The sequence below is a fragment of the Acinetobacter sp. YH12227 genome, from assembly GCF_013417785.1.
Classification (GTDB): Bacteria; Pseudomonadota; Gammaproteobacteria; order Pseudomonadales; family Moraxellaceae; genus Acinetobacter; species Acinetobacter gandensis.
Genome location: NZ_VPDH01000081.1, coordinates 1 through 13,886 on the forward strand (window position 1 = coordinate 1; position 13,886 = coordinate 13,886).

Annotated in this window: 17 protein-coding genes and 2 pseudogenes; 6 read left to right on the top strand and 13 right to left on the bottom strand. The window is 39.0% G+C overall.

What is annotated here, in order from left to right; all coding sequences use genetic code 11:
- Positions 1 to 175 precede the first annotated feature (175 nt).
- Together FTV09_RS14805 and FTV09_RS14810 are read left to right on the top strand one after the other, a co-directional pair.
- Positions 176 to 1,189, top strand: coding sequence for a DNA cytosine methyltransferase (locus FTV09_RS14805; protein WP_042893681.1), 1,014 nt, complete (start codon positions 176 to 178; stop codon positions 1,187 to 1,189).
- Between the two features lie 105 nt (positions 1,190 to 1,294).
- Positions 1,295 to 1,981, top strand: a pseudogene (locus tag FTV09_RS14810) (DNA cytosine methyltransferase); the annotation flags it as partial.
- On the opposite strand, the pseudogene FTV09_RS14815 reads toward FTV09_RS14810, so the two are convergent.
- From FTV09_RS14815 to FTV09_RS14835, 5 genes and pseudogenes are all read right to left on the bottom strand, one after another.
- A pseudogene (locus FTV09_RS14815) lies at positions 1,979 to 2,089 on the bottom strand (peptide-methionine (S)-S-oxide reductase); the annotation flags it as partial. The pseudogenes FTV09_RS14810 and FTV09_RS14815 overlap by 3 nt on opposite strands.
- 110 nt (positions 2,090 to 2,199) lie before the next feature.
- Complete coding sequence (locus FTV09_RS14820) at positions 2,200 to 2,661, bottom strand: META domain-containing protein (protein WP_033917524.1); 462 nt, start codon at positions 2,659 to 2,661, stop codon at positions 2,200 to 2,202.
- A 102-nt stretch (positions 2,662 to 2,763) separates the two neighbouring features.
- Positions 2,764 to 3,813, bottom strand: coding sequence for a DUF4105 domain-containing protein (locus FTV09_RS14825; protein ID WP_077170331.1), 1,050 nt, complete (start codon positions 3,811 to 3,813; stop codon positions 2,764 to 2,766).
- A gap of 23 nt (positions 3,814 to 3,836) precedes the next feature.
- Positions 3,837 to 4,349, bottom strand: a complete 513-nt coding sequence (gene dfrA41, locus FTV09_RS14830) for a trimethoprim-resistant dihydrofolate reductase DfrA41 (protein ID WP_004729503.1) — start codon at positions 4,347 to 4,349, stop codon at positions 3,837 to 3,839.
- 181 nt (positions 4,350 to 4,530) lie between these two features.
- Positions 4,531 to 5,277 carry an IS5-like element ISAba31 family transposase gene (locus FTV09_RS14835; RefSeq protein WP_005262957.1) on the bottom strand — a complete coding sequence of 249 codons (747 nt, stop codon included), beginning with the start codon at positions 5,275 to 5,277 and terminating at the stop codon, positions 4,531 to 4,533.
- A gap of 131 nt (positions 5,278 to 5,408) precedes the next feature.
- On the opposite strand from FTV09_RS14835, the gene FTV09_RS18145 reads away from it, so the two are divergent.
- On the top strand, positions 5,409 to 5,999 hold the full coding sequence (locus tag FTV09_RS18145; RefSeq protein ID WP_227504911.1) for a DNA cytosine methyltransferase: 591 nt from the start codon (positions 5,409 to 5,411) through the stop codon (positions 5,997 to 5,999).
- A gap of 57 nt (positions 6,000 to 6,056) precedes the next feature.
- Here the strand turns inward: FTV09_RS18145 and FTV09_RS14845 are convergent, their stop codons facing one another.
- Positions 6,057 to 6,512 carry a hypothetical protein gene (locus FTV09_RS14845; RefSeq protein WP_033917523.1) on the bottom strand — a complete coding sequence of 152 codons (456 nt, stop codon included), beginning with the start codon at positions 6,510 to 6,512 and terminating at the stop codon, positions 6,057 to 6,059.
- A gap of 114 nt (positions 6,513 to 6,626) precedes the next feature.
- Positions 6,627 to 6,764: a hypothetical protein gene (locus FTV09_RS14850; RefSeq protein ID WP_155276666.1), complete on the bottom strand. Its 138-nt coding sequence runs from the start codon at positions 6,762 to 6,764 to the stop codon at positions 6,627 to 6,629.
- 130 nt (positions 6,765 to 6,894) lie between these two features.
- On the opposite strand from FTV09_RS14850, the gene FTV09_RS14855 reads away from it, so the two are divergent.
- From FTV09_RS14855 to FTV09_RS14865, 3 genes are all read left to right on the top strand, one after another.
- Positions 6,895 to 7,131, top strand: a complete 237-nt coding sequence (locus tag FTV09_RS14855; protein WP_038350011.1) for a hypothetical protein — start codon at positions 6,895 to 6,897, stop codon at positions 7,129 to 7,131.
- A gap of 370 nt (positions 7,132 to 7,501) precedes the next feature.
- Positions 7,502 to 8,020 carry a translesion error-prone DNA polymerase V autoproteolytic subunit gene (gene umuD, locus FTV09_RS14860; RefSeq protein WP_033917549.1) on the top strand — a complete coding sequence of 173 codons (519 nt, stop codon included), beginning with the start codon at positions 7,502 to 7,504 and terminating at the stop codon, positions 8,018 to 8,020.
- On the top strand, positions 8,017 to 9,306 hold the full coding sequence (locus FTV09_RS14865; protein ID WP_180058753.1) for a Y-family DNA polymerase: 1,290 nt from the start codon (positions 8,017 to 8,019) through the stop codon (positions 9,304 to 9,306). The genes umuD and FTV09_RS14865 overlap by 4 nt, the downstream gene beginning before the upstream one ends.
- Before the next feature lie 134 nt (positions 9,307 to 9,440).
- Here FTV09_RS14865 and FTV09_RS14870 read toward each other — a convergent pair whose 3' ends face one another.
- From FTV09_RS14870 to FTV09_RS14895, 6 genes are all read right to left on the bottom strand, one after another.
- Positions 9,441 to 9,689: a hypothetical protein gene (locus FTV09_RS14870; RefSeq protein WP_033917550.1), complete on the bottom strand. Its 249-nt coding sequence runs from the start codon at positions 9,687 to 9,689 to the stop codon at positions 9,441 to 9,443.
- Between the two features lie 51 nt (positions 9,690 to 9,740).
- Positions 9,741 to 10,202, bottom strand: a complete 462-nt coding sequence (locus FTV09_RS14875; RefSeq protein ID WP_046127872.1) for a hypothetical protein — start codon at positions 10,200 to 10,202, stop codon at positions 9,741 to 9,743.
- A gap of 22 nt (positions 10,203 to 10,224) precedes the next feature.
- Complete coding sequence (locus tag FTV09_RS18150) at positions 10,225 to 11,181, bottom strand: hypothetical protein (protein WP_257222909.1); 957 nt, start codon at positions 11,179 to 11,181, stop codon at positions 10,225 to 10,227.
- A 335-nt stretch (positions 11,182 to 11,516) separates the two neighbouring features.
- Positions 11,517 to 11,942: a hypothetical protein gene (locus tag FTV09_RS14885; protein WP_033917496.1), complete on the bottom strand. Its 426-nt coding sequence runs from the start codon at positions 11,940 to 11,942 to the stop codon at positions 11,517 to 11,519.
- Between the two features lie 38 nt (positions 11,943 to 11,980).
- On the bottom strand, positions 11,981 to 12,136 hold the full coding sequence (locus FTV09_RS14890) for a hypothetical protein (RefSeq protein ID WP_005006030.1): 156 nt from the start codon (positions 12,134 to 12,136) through the stop codon (positions 11,981 to 11,983).
- A 189-nt stretch (positions 12,137 to 12,325) separates the two neighbouring features.
- Entirely contained in the window at positions 12,326 to 13,474 is a 1,149-nt protein-coding gene (locus tag FTV09_RS14895; RefSeq protein WP_024160769.1) for a hypothetical protein, read from the bottom strand.
- Positions 13,475 to 13,886 lie beyond the last annotated feature (412 nt).

The following is a 13,886-nucleotide window of genomic DNA, read 5'->3' on the forward strand; positions in this document are numbered from 1 at the left end:
TGTTTTTTCTGCTTTGATCGCAGCAAGTGCTACCTTAGCCTTAAAGTCGTTTGAATGATTTCTTCTTGGTCTACGTGCCATAAAATACTCCATATATTGATGTTTATAACATCATTTGAGGAGCAGAGTATCACTTATAGGAGTTGTTCAAATTTCCGGATCCATCTCTCTTTTATTGGATGCAAGAAGTAGTTTTATTGATGCTGAGTTTAAGATTTCAAACATCTTTGATGCACCGCATAAGAATGAAGTTGTTCGCTTAAATAAGAAATCACAAGCATATGTTGAAGCTAATGGCTGGATGTCCAGATCTTCCGCATTAGAACGTTTAGAACAATGGAAAAACGTTGCGTTTAACCAATATCTAGATCCAACGATCCGCAACCAAAACAACCAAAAAATTGTCCTTTCTCTTTTTGATTTGTCTGGCACATGGTCACAACCATGGGTTGATGCTGGCTATCAAGTATTTCGGTTTGATATACAGGCAGATCCTTATTTTGGCGATATTAATAACTTCAGCGTGGAATTCTTTAACGAGCTTTTTGCATGCTTTGATGGTTTGGACGTTCATGCGATTTTAGCTGCATGCCCATGTACAGACTTTGCTGTTTCTGGTGCAAGACATTTTACTGCCAAAGATGCTGATGGTCGCACGTTAAGCAGTATTGAGCTGGTGTACCAAACTTTAAGAACAATTGAATTTTTTAAACCGAATATTTGGGCAATTGAGAATCCAGTAGGGCGTATTGCGAGCTTAACCGGGTTGTCGCCGTGGCGTCTGTCGTTTGATCCGTTTCATTTTGGTGATACATACACAAAGAAAACATTATTGTGGGGCCGTTTCAATGCCGACCTACCAATTGCACCTGTTGAACCTGTTGAGGGCTCTAAAATGCACCGCCTATACGGTGGCAATAGTATTGCGACTAAGAATGCTAGAAGCGTAACGCCTGAAGGTTTTGCATACTCATTTTTCACGGCAAACAACGCACATAGCAATTCGTTAATGACGATTTGCAACAAGTATGATCGTTTAGATCCTGAGCTTTTGAGTCGCTGTTTAAATAGCGGTTTGAGTGACTACGACATCTCTAATTTGATCGATGACGATTATTACGACTGTGATGATTATTCAGCACATCAAACATTAGAAAGTGCCGTTGAAAGCATGGGGGTGGCTGTATGAATCTGAGCAAGGTTATTCATGCTTATAGGTATCTGTCTCCAGAAGATGTACCGCATGAATTAAGAGATCTAAGCCATAAAGGGGCATTTGTAAGAGGGAATTTCTATGTATAACTTGCTTCCACATGAATTAATCGTTGATAACTTTGCTGGCGGTGGCGGTACATCAACTGGTTTAGAACGTGCGTTCGGTAGACCGATTGATATTGCAATTAATCATGATCCGAAAGCCTTGGCCATGCATCGCATCAATCATCCAAAAACAAAGCACTACTGCGAGAGTGTTTGGGATGTTAACCCTGTAAAGATTACGGGCAATCAACCTGTTGGCTTGGTTTGGCTTAGTCCAGACTGTAAACATCATAGCCGTGCGAAAGGTGGCAAGCCGTTAAACAAGAAGATCCGCGGTTTAGCTTGGATTGCTTTAAGGTGGGCTGCAACAGTTCGACCACGAATCATCATGCTTGAAAACGTGGTTGAGTTTGTTGAATGGGGTGATTTGGATAAGAACGGTAAACCGATTTTAAAGCGGAAAGGGCGAACGTTTAACTGTTTCGTGAATGCGCTCAGGTACCAAGGGTACACGGTCGAATATCGTGAACTACGAGCATGCGACTATGGTGCACCGACATTGAGAAATAGATTTTTCTTAATTGCTCGGCGTGACAATTTACCGATCGTCTGGCCAGAACCCACACATGCTGAATTTGACTTTTTTGCACCTCAAAAAACGAAAAAACAACCATGGAAGACAGCTGCTCAATGTGTGGACCTTAATTATGAATGTTTAAGTTGTGTGCCCACCTGCGTAACCGCTGACGACTTGCTGAACTCCCTGAATCTGTAAAAATACGGCTTCAGTACACCAAAAGCATCCCCCACCGAAAAGTGCCTGTTGCATGGTTGATTCCTCATTCAATTAAATAACTCAATCGGGCTGATGGTTAAATTCCAGCTCATCAGTATGAAAGATAAAAAAGCCTGTCCATACAGGCTTTTTGTAGGGAAGTATTAACGCGGCTGAACAGCACTTTCCAGCTGGATCAAGAGATTTCCATGGCGATCCAGTAATTTTAAGGTTTTAGCAAATACCTGATAATGCGTCACTTTAGCTAAAGCTTCATTAAATTTCTGATCAAGCTGATCGTTGTTCATGCAAGCCATACGGGTAGTAGCCATTTGACTCAGGGTCAGCGTATCTTTTGCTGCTGTGTAGCTGCCCATAATCCGGTTACAGCTATCTGAACCTGAAACGCGCTGGGTACTGGCATCAAATTGCAGACTCGGAACATTGCGTGCGGTTGGCGCAGTCTTGATTTCAGTATTACCAATCTGGGTCGCAATCCAAGTACGATTTTGCAAAAGTTGTAAATGATTCGCGGTTTGTGTCGTGGCTGTATTGGGCACAGTTTCGCAGCCCATGACCGTTAGAACCGAGCCTAAAATCGCGATTGCAGTTAATTTTTTTAGCATGAGAGATACTCTGATCATTGACTAGCTATTTGTATATAAACAAAAAAATGATCAAGGTTCCAGTTGATTTTGTATCTTTATTGAAGTGGATTTGCTACACAGTTATCGCATGTCGGGTTTTGGTAGGCCCTGCCGGATCAGGCGTGAATAGTCCTGACTGGAGAGATTAGCGGTGCGTTCTACCCGTGGATTGACATGTGCCCGTTGATACCAAGTGTGCATATCCCAAGACTGTTCTAGTACTTTAAGATCATAGAGATAATTCGGTAAATAGCCGGAGGCCAGCAACCGGTAATCTGAGGGTAGCTGTTGTTGCGATATCGCCTGAACCATATCAAAGACTAGTGTGGTGCAATTACTGGTCAGGGTATTGTACCATTTTGGCTTTTGGGCCAGCTCATCGGCCTGACGCAGATATTCCTTGAATAGCGCTTTAGCCTGAGCTTGCGGCATTTTGACTGGGAAAAAATAGACCTGTTCACCACGGACATTGCTACGGGTATAGACAATATCCTTTTCATCCGATGCGACCAGACTCAGTTCATATTTTCGGAAAAAGCCACCAATCGCTGAAAACTCTTCATTCTTTTCCTTGCGGATTTCAATCGAGAAGGTGAGTGGCTTTTGATTGGCAAAATCGAAGCTGACCAGGGTATGGGCAATTTTAGGCCCCATCCAGTAGGAAGTAATGATGTTCACGCCAGTAATCTGATTCAGATCAAAACTGCGGCTTTCCCAGCGTTCGATATAGCGACCATCGGCCTGCCAGTCAAAGTTGCGGATATTGTGTAAGGTAACCTGATCGCCTTGCTGCTCATAATGCAGAAGCTGGGAAACCTCAGGATTCCACTCTCGATCCTGACGCGCTTCCAGACTGAAATATCCTAGCAAACAGAATAAAAAGGCCAGAAGATAAAGAACGCTATCCACTTGGCGGGAGATCAGATGCCGGGTGAAATAAATCCCGAGAACGACCAGCGCAAAGGTCAGCCAGAGTCCAATCAGTATCAAGCTGCCGATTTTGCCGATGGGAAGATGAACCCACAGCATGAGGCTGAGCCACAGGCTCGACAGAATGACGAATAAAGTAAACAGGCTGCCCAGCAGCCACAGACTCCAATGTCTGGAGATATATTCGCGTCCCTGCATCATCACTTTTTCATGAGAAATAGGTTTTATTTTCTGTAGGTTGCGAACTCAAAAGCAATGCCGGTTTTGTCATCAATATGTTGTTCTGACGCTATCTTCACAAAATCATTTGGAATTTTAGGATAAAAAATATCACCTTCAACATTTAAATCAACATGAGTAAGCTCTAGTCGATCCACAATATTGATGGTTTGCTTGAAAATCTCACCACCACCAATAATAAAAATTGTATTTGGTTTCTCTGATGCTTGAACGTCAGGAATAGATTTCTCTAAGGCTTCTTCGATTGAATGTGCAACTTTAACGCCGTCAAAATTCCAATTATGGTTTCGAGTAATTACCCAATTTACACGTTTAGGAAGCGGACGACCAATCGAATCAAAATTTTTACGACCAAGGATAATTACCCCACCTTGGGTAATTTCTTTAAAGTGTTTTAAATCAGCAGAAATATGCCAAGGCAGATCGTTATCCTTACCAATACAACGTTGGTTGTCCATAGCAACCACATGTACTACTTCAAAACTTTGGAAAGTCATAACTTAATTGTCCGGAACATATTGAATATCACATATAACAAAATCCCGCTTTATAAAAAGCAGGATTTGGTCATGGTAACTATAAAGGAAAATAAAGCTAATTTCAGCTTAATTTAAAAATCCATTAAAGCTAAAGAATTTTTAAGTAGGGTCTGTTGACATTTACTGTTCATAATTAACCCTATAAAGGTAGCCATAAAAATATACAGGCTAAAGCAACAGAACTTTGATAATTTCTTTTGAGCTTGTCATATCGAGTAGCTATTCCTCTAAATTGCTTTAATCTACAAAACATATTTTCAACTAAATGCCTGATTTTATATAAATACCAGTCCATATGGTCATTGTTCGATTGGCTATTTGTTTTCTTTGGTATATTCGCTTTAGTCCCTGTTTTCCTGATCTGTTCACGCAGTGGTTCTGAATCATAGCCTTTATCTGCACATACCACTTTTGTCTCTTTTAAATCTAATGTTGATATTAAATCAGGTGCAACTTTAACATCATGTGTGGTTCCATCGGTAATCATGAAATCAATAGGATTGCCATGTGCATCAACAATCAAATGTATTTTTGAGGAGTTTCCTCCTACACTTTTAGAAATAGATTGATTCGCTATACCGGCAGAATGTTGATGAGCACGTACATGAGAGCCATCAATAAAAATCCACTCCATATCGGGGCATGAGGCTAGTAATTTGAATAATCTAAGTAACTTACCGCTGCTTGACCAACGATTAAAACGTTTGAAAATAGAGTTGGAATGACCAAAACAAGAAGGAATATCTCGCCACGGACAGCCTGTTCTAATTCTATAGAGAATAGCTTCAATAAAATTGCGTAAATTTGAGTTGTGGTGAATGGATAAATTACGCAGAATAACTTTCAACTTTTGCCAGTGTTGATCTGTCAGCATGGTACGAGGCATAGCGAATAGTAAAATTGGGTTTGGCGATTTGATTTTACTACTTCGCTATTTTTTTAAACTAAAAGTGTCAACACACCCTAAGCATATTCAAGCGTAAAAAACCTTTAGCACCAGCTACATTAGAGCGAATTGTGAGGGGGATTTTAAAATATATCGTTCACAACCCAAAACCTTACATCGTGGACAATGTGGCGCCAATTCTTACTGAGTGTGCCAATGGTTCAAGTCGTAGATCCATGCCAATAAATGAGCCATTACGTACAATTACAGCAGAAACAAAAGGCGGTACACATGCGCTATACGTGTGTCACCTATCTAAAATGAAAAAGGGGTGCACTGGCCAAGAGCTATCAGAACCATTTCACACGTTAACGACCGTGAATCAGTTTGCGGAAGTACGTGCGCTACTTTTGAAATTTACCGGGCAATTCAACTTTAAGAATGACTTGTTTGAACGTTTCGGCTTAATCGAAATCAATAATGAACATTATTATATTGAAGACATTGGTTTTAGGATGATTCAACCATTTGAGTTGTATAAGGCTCAGGGCTTTCCAAGCAATTACATCTTTACTCATGGTGTAGATGAAAATAACCAAAAAATTAAGCTGACGAAAACTGAGCAATACAGAATGGTAGGTAACTCAGTACCTCCAGATCTATCCCATGCACTTGTCAAAGCAAACTTTAAACATGAAATGAAATATCAAATTGCATCGTAAAAAAAACCTAGCATTGATTGGTCAATGCTAGGTGGGTATAAGACTTTTCAGGGGCTCTTATATTGCAAATGCTAACTGTGCTACTGGTGGCTTTAACATGCCCATTGATGTTAATACATCAGTGTATGTACGTACAGACCAGGTATTCGTTGATATATCAAAATAGATACAACTAAAAATAGTTTTGTACTCAGCGTACAGGGTAATCAAGTCAAAGCTATCGATATTGGCATTTTCAACCCGTTCGCTATATGTTGTACTGTAAGAGACACGCGTTAGATCTTCAGGTGCAAAATAGACAATACGTGCTTTGTCGCCGTGTCGTTCGTGGTTGTATTTGATCGTATTACACTTTGATAATCTCTCAATGTAACGGTCAAAAGATGCAGAATTTTGAACCTCTTTGTAGAGTATTTCCGCTGCATGGTAAATAAAGCAGTTGCTTAACCCAATGCCGTGCGAACTAAGGACTTTTTCTCCATCTGTTTTAAACATCGTGTAGCGTAGATACATCTTGAATACTCCAGGTTTTAAGCAATGAGCTTGATGTATTCATTTTAAAGACTGTTTGGGCTTTAAAATTTTTTCAAAAAAAAACCTAGCTAGGCTAGGTCAAAAGGGTAGAAGTTAATTAAATAACCTGAAGATCCAAAGTCCTAATGCTAAAAATGCTTCTTCCAGCACTTCAATCTTGGTTGTGTATTCAAGTGAATATAGATGTCCAACTTCAGTAACACTCAGTTTCATACGATTAGATAGGTCCAAGTCACTCACATTTAATTTGATCAGTGCATTAAACAAATAAATTAACGAAAAAAAGTTTTTTGATAAAGTTTTTGTGGCTAATAGATTTAATATAATTATCTAATTGGTTAGGTTATAAAAGGTAAAAATTTTGTCTAAATCTGATAATGACAACCCGTGTAAAACCAAAGAGAAACCGTTTTGGAACCATGTCAATACAGATGACTACGAAGAAGAAAACGAATATAAACACCAAGCGCCATCGTTCTTTAAGTATTTATTCAATATGTGCAGAAGCTGGCTAATAGTCATTATCGAAGTGCATATTCTTATTGGTTTTATTCTACTGGTTTTGTACATGTGGAAAGGCGTTTTAGTTTTTAATTAATAACGCTGTTTTTGAACAAACCCAATTCATGAATCTGAAAGCAGTTTGCCGTAGATATTTAACATTCAACGCTATTAAATGCTCAATCTGTTTATGCGATGAATTCCCTCTAAACCATCTGCATATACAAGTGAGTCGGTTCCTGATCTCTGGCCATGGTCTGACCAGGCCTGGAAACCAAAATCACCGCGTCAAAATTTAGTACGCGCAACAGCCTTATATCACTTGAGTTTTTCTAAGATCTAAGTCAATTTTGAACTTCCAATACGACCAGTAGGCAAGTGGCATGCCTACTGGTTTTTATTTTTTGATTGATCATCAGACATGCAAGAAATAGAATTGGTATATATATTCTTTCACCGGTCTTGAGATGTCAGAAAAATCAGAAATACCGCTTAAAGCTGGTGATTTAGTTGAAATTGAAGCTCTTGCTCCTGGTGCACCTAAACGCATTCCAGTGGCGTTAGAGCTGCTGTCGGCTGGATTTGCATCACCAGCACAAGATTTTATTGAAAAGTCGGTCGATCTCAACGAAATGCTGATCACCAATGAGTACTCTACGTTTATTGGTAAAGTAGGCTCTCGTTCCATGCTAAATGCCGGTATAGATATTAACGATAAGCTCATAATCGATAGAAGCTTAGACGCCAAGCATCTAGATATTATTGTTGCTCAGCTAGAAACAGACTTTACCGTTAAGCGGTTGATGATCACCAAGCAAATGTCAGCTGGTGAAATTAATGAAATTTTTGGTCCAGATGCAAAATCTATCCCTCCAGTTTGGCTTAAAGCAGAAAACCAAGAGCACTCACATATTTTTCTAAAACCTGAACAGGAATTGATTGTGTGGGGCGTAGTGACTTACATCATTAAAGACGCACGAAAATGACAAACCGGGTATTTATTCATGTTGATATAAATTCGGCATATTGTTCGATGGAAGCATTTTGGAACCCTAAGTTAAAGGGTAAACCATGCGTTGTCTTAAGCTCTAATGATGGAACAATCATCGCGAGAAGCGCTGAAGCTAAACTCTTAAAAATCCCGATGGGTGCGCCACTCTTTAAGGTCCAAGACATCATCAATAAACATAACGTTCATGTGCTATCGAGCAATTTTGCGCTATATGGCGAAATGTCACGCCGTTTTCATGGAATATTATCTGGTTTTGTAGATCCAAGCTGTTACAGCATTTACAGCATTGATGAAGGCTTTATAGAATTTACTCAATTTACTAAAAACTTTGATGCTACTGAAATGGCACGGGAGATTCGGCATCAAGTATATAAGTTTATTGGCTTAACAACGTGCGTGGGTGTTGGTAGAACACTGACTGAAAGTAAAATGGCCAACAACCTTGCCAAAAAGAATCCAGAATTAAATGGAATCTGTAATTTAGTGACAATGAGCCTGGTAGATGTCGAAAGCTACTATCAAAGCATGCCAGTTGATGAAATATGGGGTGTAGGGCGAAAGTACGCTAAAAAGCTTAATGACATGGGGATTTTAAGTGTGCTGGATCTTGCAACATCCAACCCGAATCGAATGCGTGAACTCTTCAATGTGAATATGCAAAGTACGATTTTAGAATTGCTTGGCCAGCCATGCTTTGAATTTGAAAGTTCACCTAAGGCGAAACAACAGATTGTCTCGAGCAAATCTTTCGGCCAGAAAATTACTGAGCTCTCAATTCTTCAAGAAGCCGTCAGCAAATATACCCATAATGCATTCAATCGGCTTGTTGCTGAACACCAGCTATGCGGATCTCTGATTGTTTTCTTGCAATCCAACCCATTTGACCAGTCAAAACCGTATTACAGCAAGTCGTTAACATACACGTTTACCCAACCTAAAAACAATTTGATGCAACTGGTTAAAGCTGCCACATCACTGATTGATAAATTGTACAAAGAGGGGATAGAGTTTAAGAAATGTGGCGTGATGTTGTGTGAATTGATAAAAGAAGAACATCGCACGATCGGCCTACTAACTGACGTAGAGCAGCTTGAAAAAGAGCAAGCGTTAATGACGGCGTTTCAAAACATTCAAAGTAAGTTTGGCAAGGCTAAAATTGCTGCTGGATCATGTAATCTGAAAAATAGAGATTGGGAACCTAAGTCAGAACGTCAAAGCCGTAACTATTTTAGTGAGGCTGGTATGATTGTCTTCAATTGATTCATTTGAGGGAATTTGTTGGCAATGACGGGGATGGTCAGACTCGAACTGGCATTCAAGGAATCAAACCTTTGCCTTAAAGAGATTGATCAAATCTCAAAATCAATTGGCTACACCCTCGGAAATATAAGAAATTAAGATTGCTGATAGCTTCTTGGTGATTCAGCTGGTGTACCATCATCATATCGCCAAAATAAGAAGCTTCCACTCCATTCGACTTCACCTGAAGCATAGTCACGGATCTTATCGCTCCAGCGGATAGGTTTAATTTCATGGTCTAAGAATTCATCCCACACAATAAACGCCGTGCCATCTTTGTTTGGGATTTGGTCCTCTATGAAGAACCAGGGTGACTTCACATCAACAGAACAGCGTTTTGTCATTTTGTCTCTCTCACTCTTTTGAGTCGTATGCATATTCATATAAGCCTCAAATCAATTGAAAAGATCCTGGAAACTGTTTTGAACGTCAGATCGTGCGATCGGCGCTGTTTCTTGTTGCACAACTTCATCAATCAAATAAGCAACAGGACTTACAGATTGGCTTTTTGTGAAAGTCGGTGCACCAGCTTCAGCGATAAACTTCTCGCTAATCGGTTTTTTGATTTCTAAGCGATACACACGGCGCAGCTTGTTTAAGCAATCAGACATTGAGCCATCGCCAATACCGTGACGGGCTTTCTTGTTATCACGAGTCTTAAACGTGAAGTATGGAAAATGTTTGGCCATGACTGCAGTAATGTCTTTACCAACCAAGTAAATGTGGCTGTGTGTTTCGTAGAAGTGGGTAAATGACGTCTCTACGTGATAAGCAGCCAACAAGCTTTTTGCTTGAGGGTCAGTGATAACCGATTTAACTTGGTTAATCATTTTTTTGGCAATTGTTTTGTTATTCATGATGAACACCCTATAAATTTGATTAATTAGATTGAGTTAATGCAAGTTGCGTAAAAATACGTTTTAGGCACACTTTACATGTAACAAGGTGCGGTACCGTGTCCACGGTAACTTCACCTACTTTCATTTTGAATTCTTTCTTTGCTTCATCTGCAGGGAATAAGCCTCCAGCTGAGCACAAGTACTGGTTTTTCTCACGAACCAATTTAGATCCTGAGTAGTCTTCATCAAAAACCAAGTGAGTCATTGTATTTGATTTTTCATCATCGCCCCATGATCCAGCTGACAAGCCTGACATTACAATTTTTACACCAGTGAACCATTTGAACGGTAAAGCACTGAAGTTTTTCTTCTGATCGATAGCATCAAAGATCGGTTTAGCTTGTTGCAGCGCATTGAATAATTCAAACAATGCAGTAATTTTTTTCTTAGCATCCTGTTCAGCCTGGTTCCACTTGGTTTGCGCCTCATACTCAGCACGGGTATACCAGACCACTTGCCCATTTTTTGCATATAGCCAAAGTTTTTTACCAGTCATGAGATGGTTCACCATCGCATCGGGCATATCAAACATGAGGTTGTTAAATGACATAACTTTGTCATTCAGGTTGATAAAAGACTTTTTATCTTCAGGTAGTAGCACCGGCACTAACGTAGAGCGTACTAATGCTTCGTAGTTGTCAGTAGACATGCTAGAACGTGGGAAACTATGACCTGTAAACACTGGCTTAAGATAAGGGTTGTATGGCAACTCAGTTGCTAAAACCTTGGTGGACCATTCTTCCCACAAATTGAACTTTTTAGCTTGTTCAACCATATGGTGCAGATCTGCAGTAGAAATTCTAACTGATGGCATTGAAGGGTTATTTATTGATTCTGGCGCACGAGTTACACGAACAAGTTCTATAACTTCATGCGCTTCAATTGGACCATATTTGCGATCAAGGTTTTTGCTAAGTAATTCATTAATAGTAACCATTTCAACTCCAAGTTTTAAGCTTTCTGCTTCAATATGTTTATTTTAAGATAGAACCTAAACCAAAAACTTTTTTAAAATTATTTATTTTTATTATTGTTTTACTGGTCCTTGCTGCGACTTTTAACAGATAACAGCTAAAAATAGTAATGAGGATGCTATTAAAATGATGGAAGCAATTAAGGTACCATACAAATAAGCATTGATCCTGGTGCGCCAGATCTAGCGCTGGCCACAACCAAATTTCTAAACCTTTTTTTAATCAATTAAAAAACATCGAATGCGGTTTTCAACTGCCAACCAGTGAAGCAATAGACATGCTTCACTGGTTGTTGTTATTAAGCTTCAGTCAATTCATTAATATCTAGGATATGAACGCCGTTTGATGTCAGTAGCCAACATGAGAGGGTATGTGCTTCAGTGACTTGAAGTATGAGGCTGTTAAGAGTGTCACTAGATTTTTTGCAGTAAAGGCAATCAGGTTCAGGATTGCTACCATCATCATCAATCAATGGCGTGTCAGCAATTAAGCGGTATGAAGCATACTTAATGATGTCAATATCATCGGCATTGATTGGCTCTTTTGAGCTTAGGCGTACTTGCTCTAAACTGAATGCTTCAGGTTCAATCCATTTAACCTTACTGGTGTTTTCAATCTGGTAACTTAACTGAGTGCCATCAGCAAAAAACACGACAAATTGACCATCTTCAATGTGCTGTACTTTAAAATTGCATGGAATGGTGAATGTGTTGTAGTAATTCATGGGGTTTCTCCAAGTTGTAGGCGTTGAGCCTAAGTTGATTAATCGTTTAAAACAGATTCGATAAAAGAGAGTATTTCAGCTTTAAGAGATGCTGAAATGGTTGCAGTATTTAACTGGCTTAAATACATATCAGCTTTGTCTTTTATTTCTTTTGACGTTGCGGTTTTACGAATTAAAACTAATGTATTCCACATATTAAAAGCCCTTAAGGATAGTGATTAAATCTATATTCATTATACAAAGCGCAATAGCTGTTTAATTTTTCTTAAAATTTAAAATTTAAAAATTCAAAACCTTTTTAATCAATTAAAAAACATCGAATGCGTTTTAAAAAATGCCCAAAAGAAAAGGGATAAGGGTTTACGCTTATCCCTGTTTGGGTTTTAGATATGGCAATCAACAATCGTGATTATATAGTCGCTTGGAAAGCTCTTCAGCAATGCTTGGTTTTTGGATTCCCAATTTTCCTCTTTGTATAAGTCTTCTCCAAACAATCCACATTCTGAACCTGTCCAATCTCCGATTTCTGCATCAGTGGTAGCATCTAAGAAACAGTACGTACCGAATGGGTTTGCTGATTTTTTAGCTAGGAATTCTTCACGGCTCACCAAAAATTCATCAAATTCATGTCCGAATATGCCAAACAGGTTATCCGTATCACTGGCTTTCATTAATAAGATTGCATCTTGGTTATGATAGAAATTACGCTTATCGTTCACTGATTCGATTGATTCATCAGACCAAACATCAGCCCATGACCGCCAAGTACGTGAAGCATCACCGATACACTTCTCAAAATAGTCATAAACACGGTTAGCTTCGGTTTTTAAGCGGTTGATTTCGGTTTCAAAATCTAGCTCACCAATCGGACAGCTATCCACTTTTCGTCCATCAAGACGCAACAGCATGTTTTTCCAACGTCCTCCGATTTCATACCAATCGTATTTCGGATTCGGGTTGGTGGTGGTGAAGTAATCGACCACTTTACCGTCAGCATCAAGCTCTATCCATTCTGTCCAACTTTCATCAGGTTTTTCACCTGTCAAAACAGTCGGCGTAACTTTTTCGTTATACCAGTTAATGAACTGTTGAAGCTCAAACACTTCAGTACATGGCACATCTTTTTGATGCCATTGAATGAACATGCCTAAATCACGAATGCGACTTGAGTACGTACCATCATCGTTTTTGACCTGTACCACTGATAAATGTTTACCGCCGTTCGGGAAGTCAGCAAAAATATCACCTTTGTTGTTTTTGATGGCATCAAGCTCGAAGTCTGTTGCATCACGCACGAAACGAGGGTCGTCAAGAAACGCATAGCGTTCTTCACCATCATCTATGATAGGCTTTGAGTTTTTCATCAAAGTGATTTCTGTCGATTCGTATTGGTCTTTAATTTCGTCCAATGATGATTCTGAAATGCAATATTTGTTTTTAATGCCTGAGCATTCAAATTCGTAAAATGGTTCTAGGGCATCTACAACATCACCATCAGGGGTGGTAACTACTGCAACTGTGAAATGTGACATTTTAAAATCTCCAAGTTTTGAGCCGTGTGCTCTACATCTGAGATTCCATAATAGTTATTAAGTGGCGTTTATAATTTTTTCCTTAAAATATTAATGAAGCTGAATTTAACAACGGTAGTGGTTCAGTAATTAAAATATTTTAATCAATTAAAATCACCGTATACGTTGAATAAAACTAATATCAATTATTTATATTTAATTAAATAAAATAAGGCTCACATATTAAAATAACCTGATTACATAGATCTATATCAAAAAAAGATGGCAATAATTAATAGTTGCCATGGCAGAGTAAAACTTGAAGTGCGACATAAACCACCTAATTAATTTAAAGGGTTTATGGAGTATATAAAATTGTCATACCATCATCTTAACTTTGAAGATCGTACTGCATTAATGCTTGAGTCAAGAA